Here is a 20,520-nt window from a genome sequence, read left to right as displayed (position 1 = left end):
ACTATTTCTAAAATTGGGCGCAAAGGTTCGGATTAAACCATTAATTTTGATAGTCCATATTGTAAATAATGAGTAGTCCAGTTAAAGTTCGATTTCAGTCAATAATAAAAATAGATCGCAGAAGTAAGGATGCAATCTATATGCAGTTTGTGTATCAGTTTATTAACGCAGTAAAACGCAATTATTTAGAGGCTGGAGATAAACTTCCTGGTAGCCGAAAAATAGCAGAAGAGCTACAGCTTCACCGAAAAACAATAGTAGCCGCTTTTACCGAACTTCAGGAGCAAGGTTGGGTGAAAACGCTTCCTGGTATTGGAACCTTTGTAAAAAATCCTGAAAATCCCGCAAGTAATGCCTTAAAGCAGAACGCTTTTAAGCAACCACCAAAAAAGGCTGATTTCCACTTCAGAAAAGATTTTATTTTAGATACTCCCTTGGAAGGAAATGTAGAAGAATATTATTTTACCGATGGCACACCGGATTATCGAGTGATTATTTCGGAAGAACTTGTTCGTTTTTATGCTTCTGTTTTAAAACGAAAGAATAAATTGAATCCACATTTTAATTCGACTGATGAAAATATATTCTTTAGAAACCAACTAAGCAATTATTTAAATCTGACTAGAGGCTTTCATCTTTCAAGAAATTTTCTTCTACCTGTTTCTGGCGTGGAGCAAGTACTTTCAATCTTATCGCGATTGTTAATTAATTCAGCCAATATTGTTTTGGTGGAAGAACTCAGCTATTTTCTCCCTAATATGATATTTAATCAAGCGGGTGCAAAAATGAAAACCATTCCTATTGATGAAAATGGAATGGATATAGACTTTATTCAAAATAACTTTAAAGCAGGAGAGATTCGTTTTGTTTATATAAATTCTAGGTGTCAATACCCTACCACCGTTAACCTTTCTGATAAACGAAAATCTCAGTTATTAAAATTAGCAGAAGAATATAATTTTATCATAATTGAAGATGACACCGATTTTGAATTTTCAATGGAGAAGAGTAAAAGAGATTCTCTTTTTGCTAAAAATGGTGGAAATCGTGTGATTTATTTGGGAAGTTTCGGGAAGTTCTTACACCCTGGATTTCAAATGAATTTCATAATCGGACCACAAGATTTACTTCAAGAAGGAGCGAAATACCTAAATGTCTTTGGAAAAAGCGATTTAATGAAGCAAAAAGCCTTAGGGGAAATTATTCATCAGGGTGACATTCACAGATATCAAAGAAAAACTAAAAAGATACTTACGGAAAGAAAAGAATTATTTGCAAACCTTTTAGCCCACCATTTCAAGAATAAAATTGAATTTAAAAATCCAGAGTCCGGTTTAGCTTTTTGGATTGAGTTTAAAGAAAATATATCACTTGTATTATTACAGAAACAAGCACGAGAAAAAGGCTTGTTAATTCCAAGTGTCTGTCTCTACCAAAACCGTGATTTAACTGCTTTAAGATTGTCTTATGCACATTTAAACGAATATGAAATGGAAAAGACAGTACTAATTCTTAAAGATGCTTTTTACGAGGTTGCTATTTCTAATTTAGCGCTATAACTTAATCCATTAAGAGTTAATTTTCTTGTTGAAATTCTGCTTTAAACATTAAACCTTACATTTACTAGAGTTTAATACTCATTATTGCAGCTCTGAATGTCCAAATTACCAAAAGAACATAAGTTTATTGATCTATCAGATTATGGAAGACCGATTGCTAAAGTTATTGCAAACGCTTTAAAGAATACCTCATTTACTCCAATTCACGTAACTATAAGTTTTATTATTTCTGGACTTTTTGCTGTTTACTGTATAGTTATAGAGAATTTTTGGTTGGCTGCTTTCTTTCTAATTTTAAAATCAATTTTAGATGCGGCCGATGGCGAATTAGCTCGAGTAAAAGAAAAGCCTTCATATACTGGCCGATATTTAGATTCTGTAGCCGATATTATATTGAATGCTATAATATTTATAGCCATCGCTTATATTAGTAATACCGCTTGGTATATTGGTGTTTTAGCTTTTCTAGGGTTACAATTACAAGGCACTCTTTACAATTATTACTACGTTATTCTACGGAATAAACTTGATGGAGATAGTACTAGCCGAGTGTTTGAAAATAAAACACCTACTGCCTTAGAAGGAGAAAAGCAGAAACATGTAAACATCCTTTTTGCATTATACAAATTCTGCTATGGTGTTTTTGATAAAATAATTTATGCTCTGGACAGAAAAGCGAGTGAAAGTAAATTATTTCCAAATTGGTTTATGACGGCAATTTCAACCTTCGGTCTCGGTTTTGAATTATTTTTAATAGCAGTAATGTTAATTTTAAATCTTAAAGAGTTTATTCTCCCGTTCTTTTTAGCTTATACTGTTATGGTTTTTGTTTTTATCGCAATTAGAAAACAGTTTTAATAAGCCTTGTGTTTTTGAGGGTTAAGATTTAGGGTGATTAAAAACTAGTGGTATTTGAAAGACTTTGAAGTTTAATAACAAAGTATTTATAATTATTGCATAAATTTTGGAAGTAGAATCTAATTCTTTTCGTGTTTTTTTAAGACCTTTACTATTAAGCAATTCACTAACAAAAATTTTTATAACCAATATAAATTTTCATCGACTCAATCAGTAACCTAAAAAAATAGCAAAATGACGTTTTCATTTCTTTTTAGTGTTATACAAACCACTGAAAAAGTACTTACAGGCATAGGAGAGGAGCCAGACTTTTCGTTTAGTCCGGATTTTCTATTTAAAATTCTGTTAGCCATTGTTGCAGGGCTTTTAATAGGTTTAGAACGAGAATATAAAGGCAAGGATGCTGGCTTAAAAACCAATATGCTTGTTGCGGTAGGTGCTTGTGCTTTTGTTATCCTATCCTTGGAATATCAAGGAGGGAAGTTTATAGATCTCACTCGAGTGCTAAGTCAGGTGGTAACTGGAATTGGCTTTTTAGGTGCAGGAGTAATTCTTAAAAAAGGAGGAACAGTACAAGGTTTAACTACAGCTGCCACAATTTGGTGCAGCGCAGCCGCAGGGTGTTTGGCGGCTTTATACTTGGTAACTGATCTGATTTTGTTTACGGTTGCAGTACTTCTTGTAAACCTAATCTTTGGAGTTATTGGAAAAAAAGTAGGTTGAATTTGCCCTTAAAACTCATTATCAGTTTTAAGTCCATCAACCTAAAATTATGTGAGTATTCTCATTATTGTTGTAGAAACTCATTTTATATTTTAAAAACCTTAATCCTTTTTATAAGGGGACTTCTTTATGTTTTCAGATTCACTATATCCAGCAGGGTCATTAGATTCTGGAACATCTTTAACATCACCTTTTTCTGGTTTTTTTACGGTATCAGGTTTTGAATTTGGTTCAGCAGGAGAGTCTTGCTTTTCTATATCTTGTTCATTTTTAACTTTTGGGTCGAGCATTGGCGTTTTCTTCTTCATAATACAGATATTTAATAGGTTAATAATTGCTTCAGTTACTGTCAATCAAATTTCTTTAGATGAAAATTGAAAGATTTATTGACTCGCCAAACTATTAAAACTTTTGCGTTTTCCGATATTAGCTAACATAATTTAACACCGATAAAGTGGAGATAGTTAATTTGTTAACTTTTAAAAATGAATAATTTATTTTGATACGGAACATTAATCATGAGCAGTTAGAAAGCTTCTATCTCGAACAACCCTTTTCTTCCAATAGCCTGTTTTGAAATAACTGAAAGCAACAATACCTGCTATTAGGTTTGAAATAGGGAAGGACCACCAAATACCTTCGGGGCCCATTTCCAATGTATATGAAAGCAAATAAGCTAATGGGAAACGTACCAACCACAAACTCATTATAGAAATAAACATAGATGCTTTTGTAAATCCCGCTCCGTTAAAAGTACCGTTCATTACCTGCTGTAACCCGAGAAAACCAAAACTCAGCGACATTATCTTTATAAATAAAGTTCCATCTTGAATTACCTGAGGATCTTCTGGAATAAAAAAGGTTGTTAGCGGTTCGGCAACCAAAAACATTATTAATCCTAAAGCAGTAAAGCTAAAGAATGATACTTTAGCACTAAGGTTGGCGGCTTTTTCGGCACGTTTTATCTTTAAAGCTCCAATGTTTTGTCCTACCAAAGAGGTAGTTGCAATCCCAAGTCCCAAGGCGGGAATTACAATAAAGCTCAACATACGAGCGCCAATTCCGTAGGCAGCTACTATGTCACTTCCAAAACTTGTAACAATAACCATCATAAACGTCATTCCCAAGGCACGAGTAGATTGCTCGATACTCGCAGGAAAACCTATGTTAAAAGTTCGTTTTAAGTTCTCCATATTGAAGTACATAGACGAGAGCGAAATTTTAATTCCGTGCTTCCCTCTAAAGAGAATAATTAAACCAATTGTGGAAGCCATAGCCTGAGTAGCTACACTTGCCACAGCTGCTCCTGCTACGCCATATCCAGGCACAAACCCATAGCCATATATAAAAAGTGGATCTAAAACTGCGTTAAGTATTACCGTAAATAAAACGATATATACAGGTAGCATTACATTCCCAATTCCCCGCATTAGTGATTGGAAAATGAAGAACAGGAATAGAAAAACAAAACCTAAGGAGGATACTTTAAAGTACTGTATAGAATCGTCTATAATATCAGGACCGGCACCAATTAATTCCATTAAAGGAGCTGAAGCAAAATAACTGATAATTGCTAATACAATAGAAGTAAGAAAAATAAGGAAAACACTCTGAGATGAACTAAAATCTACCTGCTGTTGATTTTCGGCGCCTTTGTATCGCGCTACTAAAACAGTTCCAGCCAAAGTAAGTCCAGCACCTAACGATAGTACTAAGAAAAGCAATGGAAAACTTAAACTCACAGCCGCAACTGCATCGGCCCCTAATCGTCCTAACCAAAAGGTGTCAATAAGCTGATAAGCAGATTGAAGAATATTGGCGAAAATTATGGGCAGAGCTAAGCTTATAAGAGAGCTAAGAATTCTCCCTTCTGTAAACTTATTTTTTTTATTAGGAGTCATTACGGCAAAATTATAACAACCTTTCCGAAGTAATACCTAAATAACTCTTAATACTCATAAGATTATAGATTACAAAACCAAATTAGCTTGTTTCCATTTTCAGGATTTTCATTTATAGAAGAAGTAGTAAGAAATTGAAAGCCGTTTTTTTTGATATTTGATATTTAATTATTTGTAAAGATGGTTTATACAGTTACTTCTGGATAAAGACTTATTCTATATTATGGTTAAACTCTCGTTAGCAATAATTCTATTCACTAAACGAGTTCGTTATCAGCGTACATAATTCCGCATATTCTTTTCCATCGTAAACATCTGGGCTACTTCTGCTTACAAAATGATATCGGTCGTCGATTAAGATTTCTAAAATCCATTCTTCTCCGTCTAAAACCATATTGGGGTCGTGAGTTTCAATATTCCAAAAATCAATTTTATCGACTTTTTCTATGATTTGTTCCCATTTTTCCAAATCTACCTTCTTTGTTTTGTGTTTAATTCTCCTACCTGCTTTATAACCACCAAGTCCTCTTGTTTTATTGTAGGTTATTTTTACCACCTCATCTTCCTTCTCTAATCTATATGAATAAGGGTTGGACCAAGTGCCTAAATGCGTGAATCTTATAACCTTTTTCTTTTTATTCTTCTTGGTATGTAAGATTGGTTCCCCAAGACTATTAAGGTGTTTTGAGTACCACTGATTAGTAAATTCACTAAGAGAATCGTTAGGCCCTGTGGAATTCCACAGATTGATTTCTCCAGATTCTTTTTGTTTCTCCTTAAACTTCACTTCATCAAATTTGGGAAAGTAGTATGAACCAAACTTGATGGGCTCATATTTAATGTCAGGATATATTATTCTACAGCTCGAAAGTAATAGGAGCAATATGGAATACTTTAAAATGGAGTTTTTCATTCAAATTATGGGATGCGTATAATACAATCGCGCAGCAGCGCGGGTATTAATAATGGTTATTTATATAATTCCGACACTATATTTAAGTCCGTTGAATTATTTATTTCGTAAAAGTAATTTAACTGCCACTTTTGAGTTTTTTTAGCTTGCTTATTTTCTGCTTTGTCCCAGATAGGATAAACTCTAAACCCTCTTTTTCCGTCTTTTAGTTTTGTTGCTATTATTCCTGTATTAATTAATTCAGATTTTGGAAATACAAATTGCCCAAGATTATTTTCCGAATTTACATTTATTACATAATAGTCAATCTTGTCATTTTCGTTAAAAGGTTCTGTTATTCCATTATTATTTCGTTTCCAAAAAGTTACAAATTGTCCAATTTTTTTAGGTGTAATTTTAGAACTTCTACAAATAATATTCATTCCGTTAAGCTTGAATTGGCAAGCATCATATTCTTTTCCTTCTGGTTCTTTTTTTAAGTCCGAAATTTGAAGAGAACATTTGGCGTATATTTCTCTATCAATCTTTTTTAAATTGCTGTTCATTTTAATGTTCTCTCTATTTATTTGTATGGGATTGTTGGGTTTTATTGGGGTATGGTTTGGTAAATGCTAAGTCAGAATTTCGTGATGATGCTCTCGAAAGTTTCGGTTCTTAGGTAGCGGTGGTTTATGGCTAAATGATTTCACGGTGTTTTACTAATATGTATGAACATGGAATTGGGAGGGAACGCGATGCAATCGCGCACTAGCGAGGTAAGTAAGCAGAGAACGTTAAGGTAGCCCATTTATATCGATTTTTCGTAAGCCTCTTTAATCCATTTTTTTAGTTCACGGTCGATTTCTTTCAGTTCCGATATCTTTACTCTATGTGTACACATAGTTCCAAAAGGCCCGGAGTCCTCAAGTCTTTCAGTGGTAGGTTTGTCTTTTAATTTAAAACCTAAATCAATTCTAGTTTTAGTAGCAGGTTTAATTAAAACAAATTGTCTTTTCCGTATAATACTTACACTTCCTTTTTTTGGAGTTATAGTCACATCATCTCCTAATGATTTAATGTATGTAATGAGTTCCTTATAAATTGGAATTAAATTTTCTTTACCCTTATATTGATTTTCAATAAGGTCTTCGGAAGGAGTATTTTCATCCTTAGAAAGCGTTACAATAGTATTGGCAAATCCGTGAGTAACATTATGCTCAGTTTTTAGATATTTTACACCTTCTGAATGTTTGGTAAAGGATTTTTCTTTCAAGATTGCTTTCCATTCACTTAATGATTTTCCTGTTTTTTCAGGCATATTGTCAATCATTGTTTTGAGAGCTTTGTCCATAGGAATAGTGTTTTATGTTCTTCGGATTTTAGTGGGTCACGCTTTCCGGTAAGAGTGATTGCATGATTCTGCTACTAATTTAACCAATTCAAACCAAATAGACACGAGCGAAGTGGGCTGTATGAATCAAAAACTTGCGTCCCGATAACTACACATATTTTTAAGTAAGCTACAATAGACGATTAATTAGGCATGGTGTTGGCGCGTCACCTTTATTTTTTTACCAACTCAAACAAAAACTATTTTCACCATCATCTCGAGAAATTTCCATTGAACCTGCTTCTGCTCCATAGGTCCAATGTCCTGCGAAATTCAGTTTTATAGGGTCAGAGTTTTTAGTTACCATTACATTGCTTATTTTCCAAATTCGCGTCGATTCGTATCCTTTAGTGTTGCGTGTATCAGTGTCTAAAGTCCATTTAATAATTCCGTTTTCTTTTAAAGTTAGCGTTGGTGAGAGCGAGTCTGTTCGATTGTCCAAAATTAAGACTCCATTATTTTTCAATTCAAAGATTTCCGAATTTTCCGAAATTTGTGATTGCTTAATTAGGACTGCATTAAATGGTCCGTCATCCATTCCGCAACCACTCACAAAAGTATACATTACATAACCTACAAAACCTATGTATCCAATGATTCCAATTCCAAGAATCGAAAACGTCCAAATTAATATTTTTTTTGTGGTTTTATTCATTTTAAATGCACGCCGACACTTAAGCTATTAATCTGGGGTGGTTAAGTAATTAAATTAACAACAATTGTCCAACCATAAAAAATTGCGTCCCTAAGGCTTTTGAGATTGGTGAATAGATGAAAACCAATTATTATTTTGCAGAATTCATTTGATTAACTTCTGATAGAGTATAGGGTTTATAATCAATGCCCAAACTTTGGGCGTATTCTTCAACAGTATTTTTGTAACCGATTTCTTGTCTCAAAGTATTTACTGTCGCAGGGTTTTTAATAGGCCAAATTATAACTTTAGAATCTGTCTGTTTCCTAGGTGGCCATACAAAAAAAATCCTTTTTCCTTGGCTACCATATAATTGCTCTTCTCCCAAGTTCATTAGTAATCTATCCTTCATCATCGCAACCTTAACGAGGTCTAATTCTCCACTTTGTCCAGCTTTCTCAATGATAGGAAAATAATCCGCAATTTTACCTGAATGTTGAATAACAAACCACGCAGTTTCATTCTCAGGTTCTCCCACTAAAGATTTTCCTGGATACCCATATTTGTTGATGATTTTCTCAATTTTTATTAAATTAAGACTGTCGTTTTTTCGAAAAATATCACGTTCGTTTTCTAAAAAATCTGTTTCGCTTATTTCTAATAATTTTAAAAGCTCGGATTTTATTTTTTCTGTTATATTCCTATTAAATAATTCTCTAAAGCCTTGATCTCTTATTAAAATTGAAGATAATTCAGATTTTAATTCAGGATTAAATTTATCTTTTTTAAGACAAGATGAGAAAATAACAATTATAAGTAATACAAGTTTTTTCACAGTATTGGTTTTAATGTATTACATCACGTAAATATATCAAATAAAAACCACCAATCTTTAAGTCACAAAATTTTAAAGCAATCTGTTTATGTGTATGGAATCATGATGTTTGCTAATATGGATGAATAGGGGATTGTGAAAGGAACGCGATGTAATCGCGCACCATCGAAGTTCTGGGAGCGCACCACCAAAGTTGCGATTCATTTTTATTCTAACTCTCTTTTCACTTGACAAGGGTTTCCAAATGCTAAAACGTTATTAGGAATATCTTTAGTTATAACACTTCCTGCTCCAATTGTCACATTGTTACCAATAGTTACACCTGGCAAAATTATAGTATTCCCTCCAATCCAAACTTTATCGCCAATCTTAACTGGCTTTGTTGAAGTTAGATAACGAGATTCAATTCCTTTCTCAATTATTCGCTCAGATGCTTTTAAAGGGTGGCTTGCAGTATATATTTGGACATAGGGTCCAATTAATGCATTTCTTCCGATGCTTATTTTATTATTGTCCAAAAACATACAATTTGTATTGACAAATGTATTTTCTCCGATTGAAATATTTTCTCCATAATCACAGAAAAATGGGGCCTCAATCCAAACGCCTGAGCCTTTAAAATTAAAGAGCTCGCTTAAAATTCGTTCTCGTTCGTTGATTAACTCTGAATTGAGATTATTATATTCTTTTAATAATTTTCTTGCTTTATGATACATATCCATTAACTCCGAATCTCTGGAATCATAATAATTTCCTTTAAGCATTTTTTCTTTCTCGGTCACGAATATTTTTTCAAATGAATATCAACACGTAAATATATTAAATAAAAACAACCAACCTCTAAATCACAAAATTTTAAAGCTAACGCTTTGTACTACCTCGCTTTCCATTAAATACCACTAAATCACTTTTACTGTTAATATCTTTTATGTTGGATTATTTCCATTAGTTTGGAAATAATCCATAATTTTGTATTATTCAATTTATAATTTTAGCTAGTAGGAAATCAATGGAAAAGTCGATTTTACATTTAGATTTAGATACATTCTTTGTTTCGGTAGAGCGACTTTTAGATAGTCGTTTATTGAAGCGTCCTGTTCTAGTGGGGGGGATTGGGGATAGAGGAGTAGTTGCTGCTTGTAGTTACGAAACCAGAGGATTTGGAATACACTCGGGGATGTCGATGAAAATGGCAAGGCAGCTGTGTCCAGAAGCTATTGTTATAAAAGGGAATTCGGGTACCTATATGAAGTATTCAGATATGGTGACCGAGATTATAAAATCTCAAGTTCCCGTTTTTGAAAAAACGAGTGTAGATGAGTTTTATGCAGACTTAACAGGAATGGATCGTTTTTTTGGGAACTATAAATTTTCTAAAGAACTCCGACACACCATTATTAAAGAAACAGGCTTGCCAATTTCATTCGGTCTTTCCAAGAATAAAGTGGTTTCTAAAGTAGCTACTGGAGAGGCAAAGCCTAACAACCAAATTAAAATTGATTCTGGTTTTGAAAAAGATTTTTTAGCTCCTCTTTCTGTTCGTAAAATCCCAATGGTGGGAAAAGTTACAAGTCAACAATTGCGAAATTTAGGGATTCACGAAGTCCGCACCCTTCAAAATATGCCTGTAGAAATGTTGGTTTCGGTGTTGGGTAAAAATGGAAGACTTATTTGGAATAGAGCCAATGGTATTGATAAAACACCCGTAGTTCAATATAGCGAACGAAAATCTATATCTACCGAACGAACGTTTGATAAGGATACTATAGATATTAAAAAACTTGAAGCTAGTCTAACTGCTATGGGAGAGACGCTCGCTTATCAGTTGCGGTTGGGCAATAAACTTACAAGTTGTGTTTCGGTTAAAGTTCGGTATTCAGATTTTAGCACCTATAGCAAACAATTAAAAATTCCTTTTACAAGTGCCGATCATATTTTAATACCGCTTATTCACAATCTCTTTAATAAAATATACCAAAGGCGAATTTTGGTGCGATTAATTGGCGTTAATTTCTCACATCTTACTGGGGGGCATTATCAAATAAACTTGTTTGACGACGATTTAAAGAATTTGAATTTATATGCATCACTCGATAAAATTAGAAATCGATTTGGCAGCGGGGCCGTAATGAGAGCTTCTACGCTAGATGTAAAATCTATTCGTAGCAATCACAATCCTTTTAATGGCGAACCTCCTTTGTTGTTGGCACATAGAAAACAATAAATGTATACAAATTGTCACAGTTACTATTCATTACGTTACGGTACCATTTCAGAAATTGAGCTTCTGGAATTGGCGCAGCAAAATGATATTGACTCGTTTGCGCTTACCGATATTAACTCCACTTCTGCTTGCTTGAGTGTGCTTAAAAATGCTTCAACATATAATATTAAGGTTTCGGTAGGTGTCGATTTTCGAAATGGAATAAATCAGCAATACGTTGTAATTGCTAAAAGCAATTTAGGATTTCAATGTATAAACGAATATTTAACCGAATACTTACATCAAAAAAAAGAGTTTCCAGATTTATGTCCTAGTCTAAAGGATTGCACAATTATATATCCATTTGAAAAAGTAATGGAATTGGAAAAAACTTCATTTAAGGAGAATGAATATATAGGGGTGTCTGTTGTGGGGTTAAGAAAGCTGAAGTTTTCGAAATATCGGAATTATAAAAATTTAATTATTCAACAAACGGTTACATTTCGCGGGCAAAGGGATTATAACGCTCACAGATTATTGCGAGCAATTGGGTTAAACACTTTGTTAAGCAAACTTCCTGAAGAAGAACAAGGTTTAAAAACTGATAAGATGTTTTCAAAAGCAGAAATATTAAATCACTTTGAAGAATTTCCTCTTGCAATTGAAAACACTAAGAGACTACTTTCTGAAACAAATGTAGCTTTCAAATTCAATTCAGAAAGAGAGAATCAGAATCAACAGTGCTATTTGAAAGATAAAAATGCTGATTTTAATTTTCTAAGAAAATTGGTTTTTGAGAATCTCGAAAAACGATATCCAAACCCTGATCAAGTTGTTTATGATAGAATCGAAAAGGAGCTCAAAGCTATTAAGGAGATGGATTTTGTATCCTATTTTTTAATTAATTGGGATTTATTGCAATACGCAAAGTCGAAGAATTACCCCTATATAGGTCGTGGAAGTGGTGCTAATAGTGTGGTTGCTTATATTATAGAAATCACAAACGTTGACCCGATTGAACTCGATCTTTACTTTGAACGTTTCATCAACATATATAGGTCCTCGCCTCCCGATTTCGATTTAGATTTTTCCTGGCGTGATAGGGATGATATTACACGATATATCTTTGAGCGATTTCCGAATACTGCATTAATGGGGACTTATGTTACATTTAAATACCGGGCAGTAGTACGAGAGCTGGGAAAAGTTTTTGGAATTCCAAAACACGAAATAGATGCATTTCTACAAAGTGGGAAAACGGCTTCAAAAGCGGATGAATACTTTCAACTGATTGTGAAATACGGGAAATTAATAAGTGGGTTTCCAAATTATTTAAGTGTTCACTCCGGAGGGATTTTAATTACGAATAAACCTATCAACTATTTTGCTGCCACATTTATGCCGCCAAAGGGCTTTCAAACAGTTCAGATAGATATGAATATATCTGAAGATGTCGGCATTTTTAAATTTGATATTCTAGCGCAACGAGGACTTTCTAAGATAAAAGAATGTCTGGAAATTATAAAGTACAATCAGCCTGAAGCAGAAGTAGCAGATATAAATCAGGTTTATCAGTTTAAAAATGACCCTAATATCAATGAATTGTTGAAAACTGGAGATTGTATGGGCGTTTTTTATGTTGAGTCCCCTGCCATGCGTGTTTTAATGACCAAGTTGCGAACGCAAGATTATCTAGGTCTTGTAGCTGCAAGCTCGATTATTAGGCCTGGAGTAACCAATGGCGGAATGAAAAATGAATATATAATAAGGCACAAATTCCCCGAAAAGCGAAAGAACGGTCATCCTGTTTTATTAGAAATTCTTCACGAAACCTATGGTGTAATGGTTTATCAAGAAGATGTATTAAAAGTAGCGCATTATTTTGCAGGACTGGATTTGGGAGAAGCAGATGTATTAAGAAGAGGGATGAGTGGGAAGTCTAGATCTAAAGAGGAATTTATCGCTGTTGAGAAAAAGTTTAAGAGTAACTGTCTGCAAAAAGGGTATTCTGAAGAACTAACAATGGAGGTTTGGAATCAAGTAAGTGCTTTTGCGGGTTACGCTTTTGCCAAGGGCCATTCGGCATCCTATGCTGTAGAAAGTTATCAAAGCTTGTATTTAAAACGATATTTCCCTTTAGAGTTTATGGTTGCCGTACTCAATAATGGGGGTGGATTTTATTCTATAGAAACCTATGTTCAAGAAATTGTTTTACAGGGTGGAATTGTAGAAAAACCTTGTATAAATAATAGTTTTTATGAAACAATAATTCAAGGTAAAACCATCTACTTGGGATTTGTGTTAATACGCGATTTGGAGGAAAGGGTAGTGGAAAGGATATTAAAATCGAGGCGATTGTATGGCGATTTTGAGGACTTTGATGATTTTATAGAGCGTGTGCCCATTGGTATCGAACAATTAATAACATTAATTCGAATAGACTGTTTTAGGTTTACAGGAAAAGACAAGCATCAAATAATGTGGGAAGCACATCTTAAAGCTTCAAAAAACAAGCTTGATGATACTGCACTAGTGTTGTTTAAGCCTAAGCAAGTAAATTTTACACTGCCAGAAATACTTAGTAATCATTTAATTGATGCTTACGATGAATTGGAATTAATAGGGTTTCCATTAAAGGGGTATTTCAATCTAATTCAAAAAGACAACCTGCCTAATTGTTTGGCTAAAGACATCCCTTATAATATAGGGAAGCGTATCTCTATTTTTGGTAAGTTGATTACCGCCAAGCAGACCGGAACCAGTAATGGCGATATTATGATTTTCGGGACATTTATCGATTACGAAGGAGTGATTTTTGATACAGTTCACTTTCCTGAAATTGCGCGTAAATATTCTATAAGAACAAACGGGGTGTATTTGATTACTGGAAAAGTAGTAGACGATTTAGACTACTTATCTATAGTTGTTGAAAAAATAAAGTTTCAAAATCTTTTACCAGACCCACGGCAATCTGGAATTGAAAACTCTAGTAAGAATACTATTCTTTAGCGGATTAGTTATTCTTCTGAATCGATTTTCGTATTACCAATTTTCCCTGCTCTCTTATCTTTTCGATATTCTCTTTCTTGCGTAGCATTATTTTTCTCAGGATCAACAGGTCGTTGTTCGGGACGGGTATTATTTTCTTTATCATCCATGATTCTAGATTTTAAGTTCTTAATTGTTGAATATCCAAATAATTGAATACTATTTATGAAATATAAAAATACGAAATAAAGGATGTAAGAACAATTAAGAGGTTAAACTTCCGATTTATAGTACTAACCTGAAATTATTTTTACTAAAAAGATAAAGCGCGAGAGTTTACTATATTCTGAATCCTCTTTAGGTATGGAAATATTTAGATAGCTAATTTCACACTTGAAGAAAGTTTATCATAGTCGTTAAACAAGCTTTGAGGCCTAACCGAAATAAAAATTATTACGCGCTCTATAAAAATTTTGATTTCCTTCTAAGGGAAAGCAGGTACAAGTAGTTAAGAGCTAAAAGATATAATTTTTGTTATATGTTTTTTATGCCTATGGGTTTCCAACTGAAAGTAGAGGCGATTAATATAATTAAACTGGCTGTTTGATTTTTTTTCATCTATTTAGCTGCCTTATAATAGTAAGTCACAACCATTACTCTTGTTGAATCTATAAGAATTAAGTATTAAAAAATTGTTAGCATATTTTATTATTCCAACTGTGAACGCTAACTTTATAATAGGAAGGTTGTTACCCATAAAATTAATTTGTCAAGCTTGCAAACAATCGGCAAGACAATTGTGGATAAAGTTATAGTGGCGATAAACCTTGCTACCGCATGAAATATTCGTGTTTTGAGAAACAGATAAATTCAGAATCCATTATCACGATAAAGACATTCACCTAAAAAGTGAAGTCTAATTAGAAAAGAAAATAGGAATACTACTATTTTAATAATATTACTTAGATACATTAAAAGGAGAAATTATGAAATCAGAAGAATTAAAAACAACAGACAACCATACAACCATTAAAAATTGGGTTGAAGCGCGAGAAGGTGTACCTGCTATGACAGAAGGGATAGCCAATAAGTCTATGGCAGGGCAAATGTTAAGAATCAATTTTCACGAGAATAAAGAGTTTTTAAATAATATTTCCTGGGATGTTTTTTTTGAAATTTTTGATGAAAATAATTTTCAATTGCTGTATGATGAAAGAATCATCGATGGGAAAAAAAGTAATTACTACCAATTTGTCAAAAAGGGGGAGTTGTAATATTTTTTGCCATCGATTTCAAAATTAAAAAACCCTGTAAACCATATGATTTACAGGGCTTTAGTGTTGTTTGGTGTTTTTTCTTGTCGAGATGACAGGAAGAGAACCCTGTGTGTTACCCATTGATTATCAGTAAGTTAACTCTTTGTGTTTCAGAGGGGTGTCTGATTAGGGTATATATGATTTATTGTGCGTTGAATTGATTTACCTTCATATTCAATTGTAAAGATAAGAACTTTTGTCTAATGTCAGTCATAAGATTTAATGCAGATTAGTTGTTTTTAAGAAAGTCCTTTACTGTCTCAATATTGATACCTGTGAATTCTGCGAACTCATCCACGGTGATAAATTGATGAGGTTGTTTGTCGAAGTGTTTTCTGATTTGATGCAAAAGTAATCTACCATATCGCTCACTTCTTCCGGTGATGCGCTGGACGTCTTTAGGGAATATGCATACTCGATCTGACTTCATAATACTTCTTTCATACATTATCTATACTTCATCCGTACAGTATCTATACACTATCCACACTCGGCTGAGAGTTTATTTGGAATGTTTTACCGGAAGATTCGGTAAAAAGGTACTTGTTCGGAACGGGTGGAGGGTCAAAATCGTGTGGTGAGTTAAAAATACGGTGTTTTGTTGAGAACTTAAAATTTTATAGCAATGGCAAGACAAAGTGGAATTATTAAATTAAAAGGAACTATCGGCGATATTTCCTTTTATAAGACATCGGATGGACATTTAGCCCGAGAAAAGGGCGGTGTGGACAAGAACCGTATTATGAACGATCCTGCTTTTCAGAGAACTCGTGAGAATGGTGCTGAATTTGGACGTGCTGGCAAGGGTGGAAAGCTTGTTAGAAATGCGCTGCGTATTTTGATGCAGAATGCAAAAGACAAACGTGTTACTAGTAGATTAACCAAAGAGATGCTTGTAGTTGTGAAATCGGATACGGTAAATGAGAGGGGTTTACGAACTGTTCAGGATGGAAATCTTGATCTGATTAATGATTTTGATTTTAACATTCGCGGGAAGCTGGGAAACACTTTGTTTTCTCCTTACACTGCAGGTTTTGACCGAGTTACAGGTGAGTTTACTGCGGATTTGGCACCGTTTAGTCCAGTAGTTAGAATTGCGGCTCCAGGGGGAACGACTCATTTTAGAATGATTTCGGGTGCTGCTGAGTTGGATTTTGAAAACGATTTGTTTGTTTTTGATATGGACAGCTCTGGGATTTTACCATATACAGTACCTGATACGGCTGCATTGAACTTGGTTTCTACGCTTACTGCAAACTCAACACTTCCTGTTGTTGGGGTATTAGGAGTTGAGTTTTATCAGGAGGTAAATGGTGAGATGTATTCGCTGAAAAACGGAATGTATAACGCCTTGGCAATTGTGCTCACCGATAAGCAGTAGACTATGGAGTTGGTTTTAGAACGTAGTTATCATCAAGAGGGAACCAATGGCTCCCTCTTTTTGAATAATCGATTTTTGTGTTTTACCATTGAGCTTCCTTGGGTGGATAATCGGAAGATGGAATCTTGTATTCCTGAGGACTCTTATAAACTTGAGGCTAGATATTCAAAGAAGTTTGGTAATCATCTATTGGTTAAGAATGTACCTAATCGGCAGTTGATTTTGTTGCATTCAGCCAATTATGCAAAGAAAGAGCTACGTGGGTGTATTTCACCAGTTTCGGAGTTGGTAGGCATAGGAAGGGGAAGCAATTCCCGGGCGGCGATGCAAAAGGTCCTTTCGTTGTGCCACCAGGCCTTTGACCGAAAAGAGGAAGTTGTATTAACCATTAAAAACAGTTTGTATGAACATATTAGATCGATATAAGAAACCTACGCCAAAATTCTTTAAGATTTTGCGGAATGTTGGTATTGCCTTGGGTGCCTCGGGAGCTGCAATTTTGACGGCTCCTATCACGCTGCCTGCAACATTAATTTCTATTGCTTCTTATCTAACAGTGGCTGGAACTGTCGTTACGGCGGTGAGTCAGGCGGTGGTTAGTGATGGTGAAGAATTAAAAAATAAAGAAAATAATAATTGAGAAGATGTCGTTTAAATCGCTTTCAACAATTGCTGGTACTTGTGGTGGTACTTTTTTGGCTACGTGGCCGGTTATTGGGTCGGATGATTTAATTCGAACAGGGATTCTTGCATTTGTTGGTGCGGTAGTTAGTTTTTCGGTTTCGATATCTTTAAAAATTGTTGTCAAAAATTTCTTTTCTGCAAAATTCAAATCGGATGTAAGTTTTCGGAAAAAGAAAAATTCAGATGAGGTATAGATCTTCATCGTAATTATAATCAGAAGCCCAGGGAATTACTCCTGGGCTTTTTCGTTTGATAAATCGTTCAATCTCTATCCAGTTGGTAGGACTGCATCAGTAATAGTTTGTATTGGTTAATGCAGTTTTTTTGGTGCTGAAGAACTTTGATTAATTGCTCCAGTTTTTCAAGGGCTTGGAAGCGGCCGTACCAATGGTGTCCTTCATAATTTAAGATCATTCGTTCCAATAGTGATTGAACTTCGCCAATTCGGATAAATGGAATTACGGACCCGCATAATCTTGTACGAAAGTAGTGCCCAGTGTATAAGATGTTGCAAATCCAAAAGAGCTGATGGGCTTGTTTTTGAGTGTTTGCTGTAATTACAAATGAGTTTGTGAATTCAGAAACACTTGGTTTTCCGGCATTGTTTCCTTTGCTAAGGATGAAGAAATGTGGGGCATGGTAGGTTTGCCCTAGTCGATGTGTTTTGATTTTGAAAGCTTTCATAATGCATCAATTTTTAATTAAACTTTATTGAGAATCACTTTTCTGCTTTCATTTTTTTTCGGAAAAACGAAAAGTAGAAAAGAGAAAGCTTTAGACCAGGAGGGTTGCTAGGGTTGTCAAGGTTTTTGAATGAAAATACTACCCCAAGGGTGGAGATTTTCATAAAAACACAAAGTGCTTGACCTTGATAACCCGTTATGTGGCTGGTGCGAAGGAAGCAACCCTCCTAACTTTGCGCAGCTCTTTTGCTTTAAGGAATGAATATCTTTAGATGCTTGGTGTGTAGTGCATAAAGTTTTATTCTGTCCCTTTTTGAATTCAAAACACTTTTTATATTAAGTATAATTTAACTATGTTTGAGGTTGAAGCTTAGTGCTTTATTCTCTCCCCAATTAATTTAACCCTGAAGGCCTGTATTGGCTTTTGGGGTTTTGATGTCGCATTTAATAATATATAGAGGTTAATATTTGACGTGTGAATGTGTTATGCCTACATGTTGTGTGCTATAAAAAAGAAGATCTATGATATTAAACAAAATTAATAGAGAAAAACCCAATAAGTTATATCACTATTCAGATTTGACATCTTTTATAGGTATTATATCAAACAATGAATTTTGGCTATCTAATTTGTATTTTCAAAATGACAAGCACGAGTATCAATTAGGACTTAAGAGAGAAAAACTTGGACTTCATTTTTCATTACAGATAATAATCGATTTAATTCGGCAATCTTCGTTTTATTTGCTTAAAACCTTTTCACGAAACGATTAAAAAAAGAGCCCCCTAAAATGGGAGCTCTGTGAGGCAGCACTCTATCCAAAAAATGCGCAACGTATACTCCTTGAAGCCTACGTAATGCACACCTATAAAGAACGGTTTGCCCGAAGTGCGTATGCCCGCCAGCAACCACCGGCTGCCTAAACGGACTCTAAATAAAAACTTAAACATAATGCCAGTTAACACAGGATCGGTGCGACTGATGCAAGGGCTGGATGGAAAAATACTACCTGATAAGGTGGAGATTTTTTCATACAGGCGTAGTGAACCCTTGCAGCTCTCGCATCCGCACGCCTGTAACTTTGCCTTATGTTTGAGTTTTTACTTATTTCTAATGGAAGGTTAATGCAAAGCCGAATTTAAAGTGTGATTATTGCCTTTATGTAAATGGGGTGAATCTGAAGGGTTCTTGTTTGTAGAAGCCGGATAACAGTATGTTTCTATTAAATCTTGTTTTAGACATTTAACATGTTCATTTTTTCCATTGATGAAAAAACGAACCAAAAAAATCTAGGCTGACGAAAACTTATCTAAATTTTTCATTCGGCACCTAAACTTTAGGAACTCGCTTTAAAGCCTTTTGATCTGGTAAAAGACTTGGATTGCTCAAACAGCCTAAAGTTTTGACGGCGCTCTCATTTCAAATTATTACGATAAATTTTCGATAGGCCAAAAAAGAGGCTTTTATAAAACAACCTTGAAAATTGATAATATTGCATTAGGCAGGTAAACCAAAGCGGAGCTATAGTGGAAGCAAGGAATGGAGAGCAGCGGAATGGATTGCTGGAACTATAATGCGAGCCGCCTGCGAGCGGAGCAAGGGTGCTGGATGCAAAAGAACGAGCGTCGAGGGCGGCAGACAGCTACCGTTTACGGCAGGGCTGGCGCGATTTTTTGCTTTGGCGTTGGAAAAGACAAGGGTAGCCATATAGCGAAACGAAACGATGACATAGCGTGAATGGAGCATCGCCAGAGAGGTTTATTTATATGACTATTTTTAAGGAGTTGAGGTGTTTTTTTTAATTGCTTTTTCTGGCGTTGCGTATTGATTAGCTTAGTCTCGTTTGGTGTAGAGAAATGGCTACTCTTGTGCGCGTTGCTGGAGGTGGCTAAGTTGAGGGAATGAGGCACGAATGAGGGAAACTTAGTGACTGTAAGCATTGGCAATGCAAAAATCGTGACAGCCCGATTAGCCCGCAGCGACACGCAGGCTCGCCCAATTAACAAGTGGCGGCAGACCCCCAATTATTAAGTTGTGAGCTTGCGAACCCGCCTGCTGTCGGGCAGGCACCTTATTGGGGTTTGCGGTGCGCAACGTTGGCTGCGGTTCAGCAAAACTTCAGCGAGCTGAGTTTTGCGTTCACCTTGCGCACCGTTTGGGGGGATGGAGTAGCCACGGGTGAGGAAGGAGAGTAGCGTGTGAAGCAAAACAAATAAATAGCGCCAACGAGGACGTGTCGCCGCAGTGGTGCTAGTTATGGTCCCGACAAGGGCAGCTATTCCATTTAAAATATTAAGGTATAGCTGCTTTGTATACCCTTGTCGGGATGTTTTGCGGAACAAAGCGGAACGACTGACGAACACCTATTTACCTGCCTTCCCGAACTTTAATGTATTGCCGACTTGTCATCATAATGTCCTTAATTTCTTTTCTTATTATAATTATTTGTTTGTAACGTTTTTGGGGATTCTT

21 protein-coding genes are annotated in these 20,520 nt (G+C 35.0%); 9 read left to right on the top strand and 12 right to left on the bottom strand.

Translation table 11 applies throughout. The features are described from left to right. Positions 1-68: 68 nt before the first annotated feature. The 3 genes from RT250_RS00100 to RT250_RS00090 all read left to right on the top strand — a co-directional run bounded on the left by RT250_RS00100 (position 69) and on the right by RT250_RS00090 (position 3,140). The gene (locus tag RT250_RS00100) at positions 69-1,559 is read left to right on the top strand and encodes an aminotransferase-like domain-containing protein (RefSeq protein ID WP_313110978.1); all 1,491 of its coding nucleotides are present in this window, start codon (positions 69-71) and stop codon (positions 1,557-1,559) included. Between the two features lie 96 nt (positions 1,560-1,655). Then, positions 1,656-2,417, top strand: coding sequence for a CDP-alcohol phosphatidyltransferase family protein (locus RT250_RS00095; protein ID WP_313110976.1), 762 nt, complete (start codon positions 1,656-1,658; stop codon positions 2,415-2,417). A gap of 234 nt (positions 2,418-2,651) precedes the next feature. Then, positions 2,652-3,140 carry an MgtC/SapB family protein gene (locus RT250_RS00090; protein WP_271424170.1) on the top strand — a complete coding sequence of 163 codons (489 nt, stop codon included), beginning with the start codon at positions 2,652-2,654 and terminating at the stop codon, positions 3,138-3,140. Positions 3,141-3,241: 101 nt separating this feature from the next. Here the strand turns inward: RT250_RS00090 and RT250_RS00085 are convergent, their stop codons facing one another. From RT250_RS00085 to RT250_RS00050, 8 genes are all read right to left on the bottom strand, one after another. Beyond that, positions 3,242-3,448, bottom strand: coding sequence for a hypothetical protein (locus RT250_RS00085; protein ID WP_313110973.1), 207 nt, complete (start codon positions 3,446-3,448; stop codon positions 3,242-3,244). A gap of 204 nt (positions 3,449-3,652) precedes the next feature. Continuing rightward, positions 3,653-5,041: an MATE family efflux transporter gene (locus tag RT250_RS00080; protein ID WP_313110971.1), complete on the bottom strand. Its 1,389-nt coding sequence runs from the start codon at positions 5,039-5,041 to the stop codon at positions 3,653-3,655. Between the two features lie 250 nt (positions 5,042-5,291). Further along, a complete protein-coding gene (locus RT250_RS00075) occupies positions 5,292-5,828 on the bottom strand; it encodes a hypothetical protein (RefSeq protein WP_313110969.1) in 537 nt (178 codons plus the stop codon). 182 nt (positions 5,829-6,010) lie between these two features. Beyond that, positions 6,011-6,499, bottom strand: a complete 489-nt coding sequence (locus tag RT250_RS00070; protein ID WP_313110967.1) for a MepB family protein — start codon at positions 6,497-6,499, stop codon at positions 6,011-6,013. A 242-nt stretch (positions 6,500-6,741) separates the two neighbouring features. Next, the gene (locus RT250_RS00065) at positions 6,742-7,284 is read right to left on the bottom strand and encodes a DUF4287 domain-containing protein (RefSeq protein ID WP_139855226.1); all 543 of its coding nucleotides are present in this window, start codon (positions 7,282-7,284) and stop codon (positions 6,742-6,744) included. A gap of 220 nt (positions 7,285-7,504) precedes the next feature. Next, positions 7,505-7,978, bottom strand: a complete 474-nt coding sequence (locus RT250_RS00060; protein WP_313110964.1) for a hypothetical protein — start codon at positions 7,976-7,978, stop codon at positions 7,505-7,507. Between the two features lie 130 nt (positions 7,979-8,108). After that, entirely contained in the window at positions 8,109-8,792 is a 684-nt protein-coding gene (locus tag RT250_RS00055) for a DUF6624 domain-containing protein (RefSeq protein WP_313110963.1), read from the bottom strand. Between the two features lie 206 nt (positions 8,793-8,998). Continuing rightward, positions 8,999-9,574 carry a sugar O-acetyltransferase gene (locus tag RT250_RS00050; RefSeq protein WP_313110961.1) on the bottom strand — a complete coding sequence of 192 codons (576 nt, stop codon included), beginning with the start codon at positions 9,572-9,574 and terminating at the stop codon, positions 8,999-9,001. 227 nt (positions 9,575-9,801) lie between these two features. Between RT250_RS00050 and dinB the strand changes: the two genes are divergently transcribed. Both dinB and RT250_RS00040 read left to right on the top strand, forming a co-directional pair. Next, entirely contained in the window at positions 9,802-11,016 is a 1,215-nt protein-coding gene (gene dinB / locus RT250_RS00045) for a DNA polymerase IV (RefSeq protein WP_313110960.1), read from the top strand. Beyond that, positions 11,017-14,004 (top strand): DNA polymerase III subunit alpha, encoded by a 2,988-nt coding sequence (locus RT250_RS00040; RefSeq protein ID WP_313110959.1) that lies wholly within the window; start codon positions 11,017-11,019, stop codon positions 14,002-14,004. Between the two features lie 8 nt (positions 14,005-14,012). Here RT250_RS00040 and RT250_RS00035 read toward each other — a convergent pair whose 3' ends face one another. Continuing rightward, positions 14,013-14,153 carry a hypothetical protein gene (locus RT250_RS00035; RefSeq protein WP_271424165.1) on the bottom strand — a complete coding sequence of 47 codons (141 nt, stop codon included), beginning with the start codon at positions 14,151-14,153 and terminating at the stop codon, positions 14,013-14,015. Between the two features lie 816 nt (positions 14,154-14,969). Between RT250_RS00035 and RT250_RS00030 the strand changes: the two genes are divergently transcribed. After that, positions 14,970-15,257 carry a hypothetical protein gene (locus RT250_RS00030; protein WP_313110954.1) on the top strand — a complete coding sequence of 96 codons (288 nt, stop codon included), beginning with the start codon at positions 14,970-14,972 and terminating at the stop codon, positions 15,255-15,257. Between the two features lie 271 nt (positions 15,258-15,528). On the opposite strand, the gene RT250_RS00025 is transcribed toward RT250_RS00030, so the two are convergent. Beyond that, positions 15,529-15,729, bottom strand: coding sequence for a hypothetical protein (locus tag RT250_RS00025; protein WP_313110952.1), 201 nt, complete (start codon positions 15,727-15,729; stop codon positions 15,529-15,531). A gap of 195 nt (positions 15,730-15,924) precedes the next feature. Between RT250_RS00025 and RT250_RS00020 the strand changes: the two genes are divergently transcribed. Genes RT250_RS00020 through RT250_RS00010 form a run of 3 tightly spaced genes read left to right on the top strand, consistent with a single transcriptional unit; the run spans position 15,925 to position 17,320 of the window. Continuing rightward, positions 15,925-16,680 (top strand): hypothetical protein, encoded by a 756-nt coding sequence (locus RT250_RS00020; protein WP_313110951.1) that lies wholly within the window; start codon positions 15,925-15,927, stop codon positions 16,678-16,680. A 3-nt stretch (positions 16,681-16,683) separates the two neighbouring features. Further along, on the top strand, positions 16,684-17,106 hold the full coding sequence (locus tag RT250_RS00015) for a DUF5675 family protein (RefSeq protein WP_313110950.1): 423 nt from the start codon (positions 16,684-16,686) through the stop codon (positions 17,104-17,106). After that, complete coding sequence (locus tag RT250_RS00010; protein WP_139855267.1) at positions 17,084-17,320, top strand: hypothetical protein; 237 nt, start codon at positions 17,084-17,086, stop codon at positions 17,318-17,320. The genes RT250_RS00015 and RT250_RS00010 overlap by 23 nt, the downstream gene beginning before the upstream one ends. On the opposite strand, the gene RT250_RS00005 is transcribed toward RT250_RS00010, so the two are convergent. Together RT250_RS00005 and RT250_RS13640 are read right to left on the bottom strand one after the other, a co-directional pair. Continuing rightward, positions 17,294-17,566, bottom strand: coding sequence for a hypothetical protein (locus RT250_RS00005; RefSeq protein ID WP_313110947.1), 273 nt, complete (start codon positions 17,564-17,566; stop codon positions 17,294-17,296). The two genes, RT250_RS00010 and RT250_RS00005, sit on opposite strands and share 27 nt — an antisense overlap. 59 nt (positions 17,567-17,625) lie before the next feature. Then, positions 17,626-18,048, bottom strand: a complete 423-nt coding sequence (locus RT250_RS13640) for a DUF6943 family protein (RefSeq protein WP_435373062.1) — start codon at positions 18,046-18,048, stop codon at positions 17,626-17,628. Positions 18,049-20,520 lie beyond the last annotated feature (2,472 nt).

Origin of the sequence: Aequorivita sediminis (assembly GCF_032080575.2) — a bacterium.
In the GTDB taxonomy this organism is placed as follows: Bacteria; Bacteroidota; Bacteroidia; order Flavobacteriales; family Flavobacteriaceae; genus Aequorivita; species Aequorivita sediminis.
This window is presented reverse-complemented; position numbering and strand designations above follow the sequence as displayed.

What these genes read in the sequence shown, in the direction of transcription:
- RT250_RS00100 (WP_313110978.1), top strand. Translation starts at nt 69, where the DNA reads ATGAGTAGTCCAGTTAAAGTTCGATTTCAGTCAATAATAAAAATAGAT.
- RT250_RS00095 (WP_313110976.1), top strand. Translation starts at nt 1,656, where the DNA reads ATGTCCAAATTACCAAAAGAACATAAGTTTATTGATCTATCAGATTAT.
- RT250_RS00090 (WP_271424170.1), top strand. Translation starts at nt 2,652, where the DNA reads ATGACGTTTTCATTTCTTTTTAGTGTTATACAAACCACTGAAAAAGTA.
- RT250_RS00085 (WP_313110973.1), bottom strand. Translation starts at nt 3,448, where the DNA reads ATGAAGAAGAAAACGCCAATGCTCGACCCAAAAGTTAAAAATGAACAA.
- RT250_RS00080 (WP_313110971.1), bottom strand. Translation starts at nt 5,041, where the DNA reads ATGACTCCTAATAAAAAAAATAAGTTTACAGAAGGGAGAATTCTTAGC.
- RT250_RS00070 (WP_313110967.1), bottom strand. Translation starts at nt 6,499, where the DNA reads ATGAACAGCAATTTAAAAAAGATTGATAGAGAAATATACGCCAAATGT.
- RT250_RS00065 (WP_139855226.1), bottom strand. Translation starts at nt 7,284, where the DNA reads ATGGACAAAGCTCTCAAAACAATGATTGACAATATGCCTGAAAAAACA.
- RT250_RS00060 (WP_313110964.1), bottom strand. Translation starts at nt 7,978, where the DNA reads ATGAATAAAACCACAAAAAAAATATTAATTTGGACGTTTTCGATTCTT.
- dinB (WP_313110960.1), top strand. Translation starts at nt 9,802, where the DNA reads ATGGAAAAGTCGATTTTACATTTAGATTTAGATACATTCTTTGTTTCG.
- RT250_RS00040 (WP_313110959.1), top strand. Translation starts at nt 11,017, where the DNA reads ATGTATACAAATTGTCACAGTTACTATTCATTACGTTACGGTACCATT.
- RT250_RS00035 (WP_271424165.1), bottom strand. Translation starts at nt 14,153, where the DNA reads ATGGATGATAAAGAAAATAATACCCGTCCCGAACAACGACCTGTTGAT.
- RT250_RS00030 (WP_313110954.1), top strand. Translation starts at nt 14,970, where the DNA reads ATGAAATCAGAAGAATTAAAAACAACAGACAACCATACAACCATTAAA.
- RT250_RS00025 (WP_313110952.1), bottom strand. Translation starts at nt 15,729, where the DNA reads ATGAAGTCAGATCGAGTATGCATATTCCCTAAAGACGTCCAGCGCATC.
- RT250_RS00020 (WP_313110951.1), top strand. Translation starts at nt 15,925, where the DNA reads ATGGCAAGACAAAGTGGAATTATTAAATTAAAAGGAACTATCGGCGAT.
- RT250_RS00015 (WP_313110950.1), top strand. Translation starts at nt 16,684, where the DNA reads ATGGAGTTGGTTTTAGAACGTAGTTATCATCAAGAGGGAACCAATGGC.
- RT250_RS00010 (WP_139855267.1), top strand. Translation starts at nt 17,084, where the DNA reads ATGAACATATTAGATCGATATAAGAAACCTACGCCAAAATTCTTTAAG.
- RT250_RS00005 (WP_313110947.1), bottom strand. Translation starts at nt 17,566, where the DNA reads ATGAAGATCTATACCTCATCTGAATTTTTCTTTTTCCGAAAACTTACA.
- RT250_RS13640 (WP_435373062.1), bottom strand. Translation starts at nt 18,048, where the DNA reads ATGAAAGCTTTCAAAATCAAAACACATCGACTAGGGCAAACCTACCAT.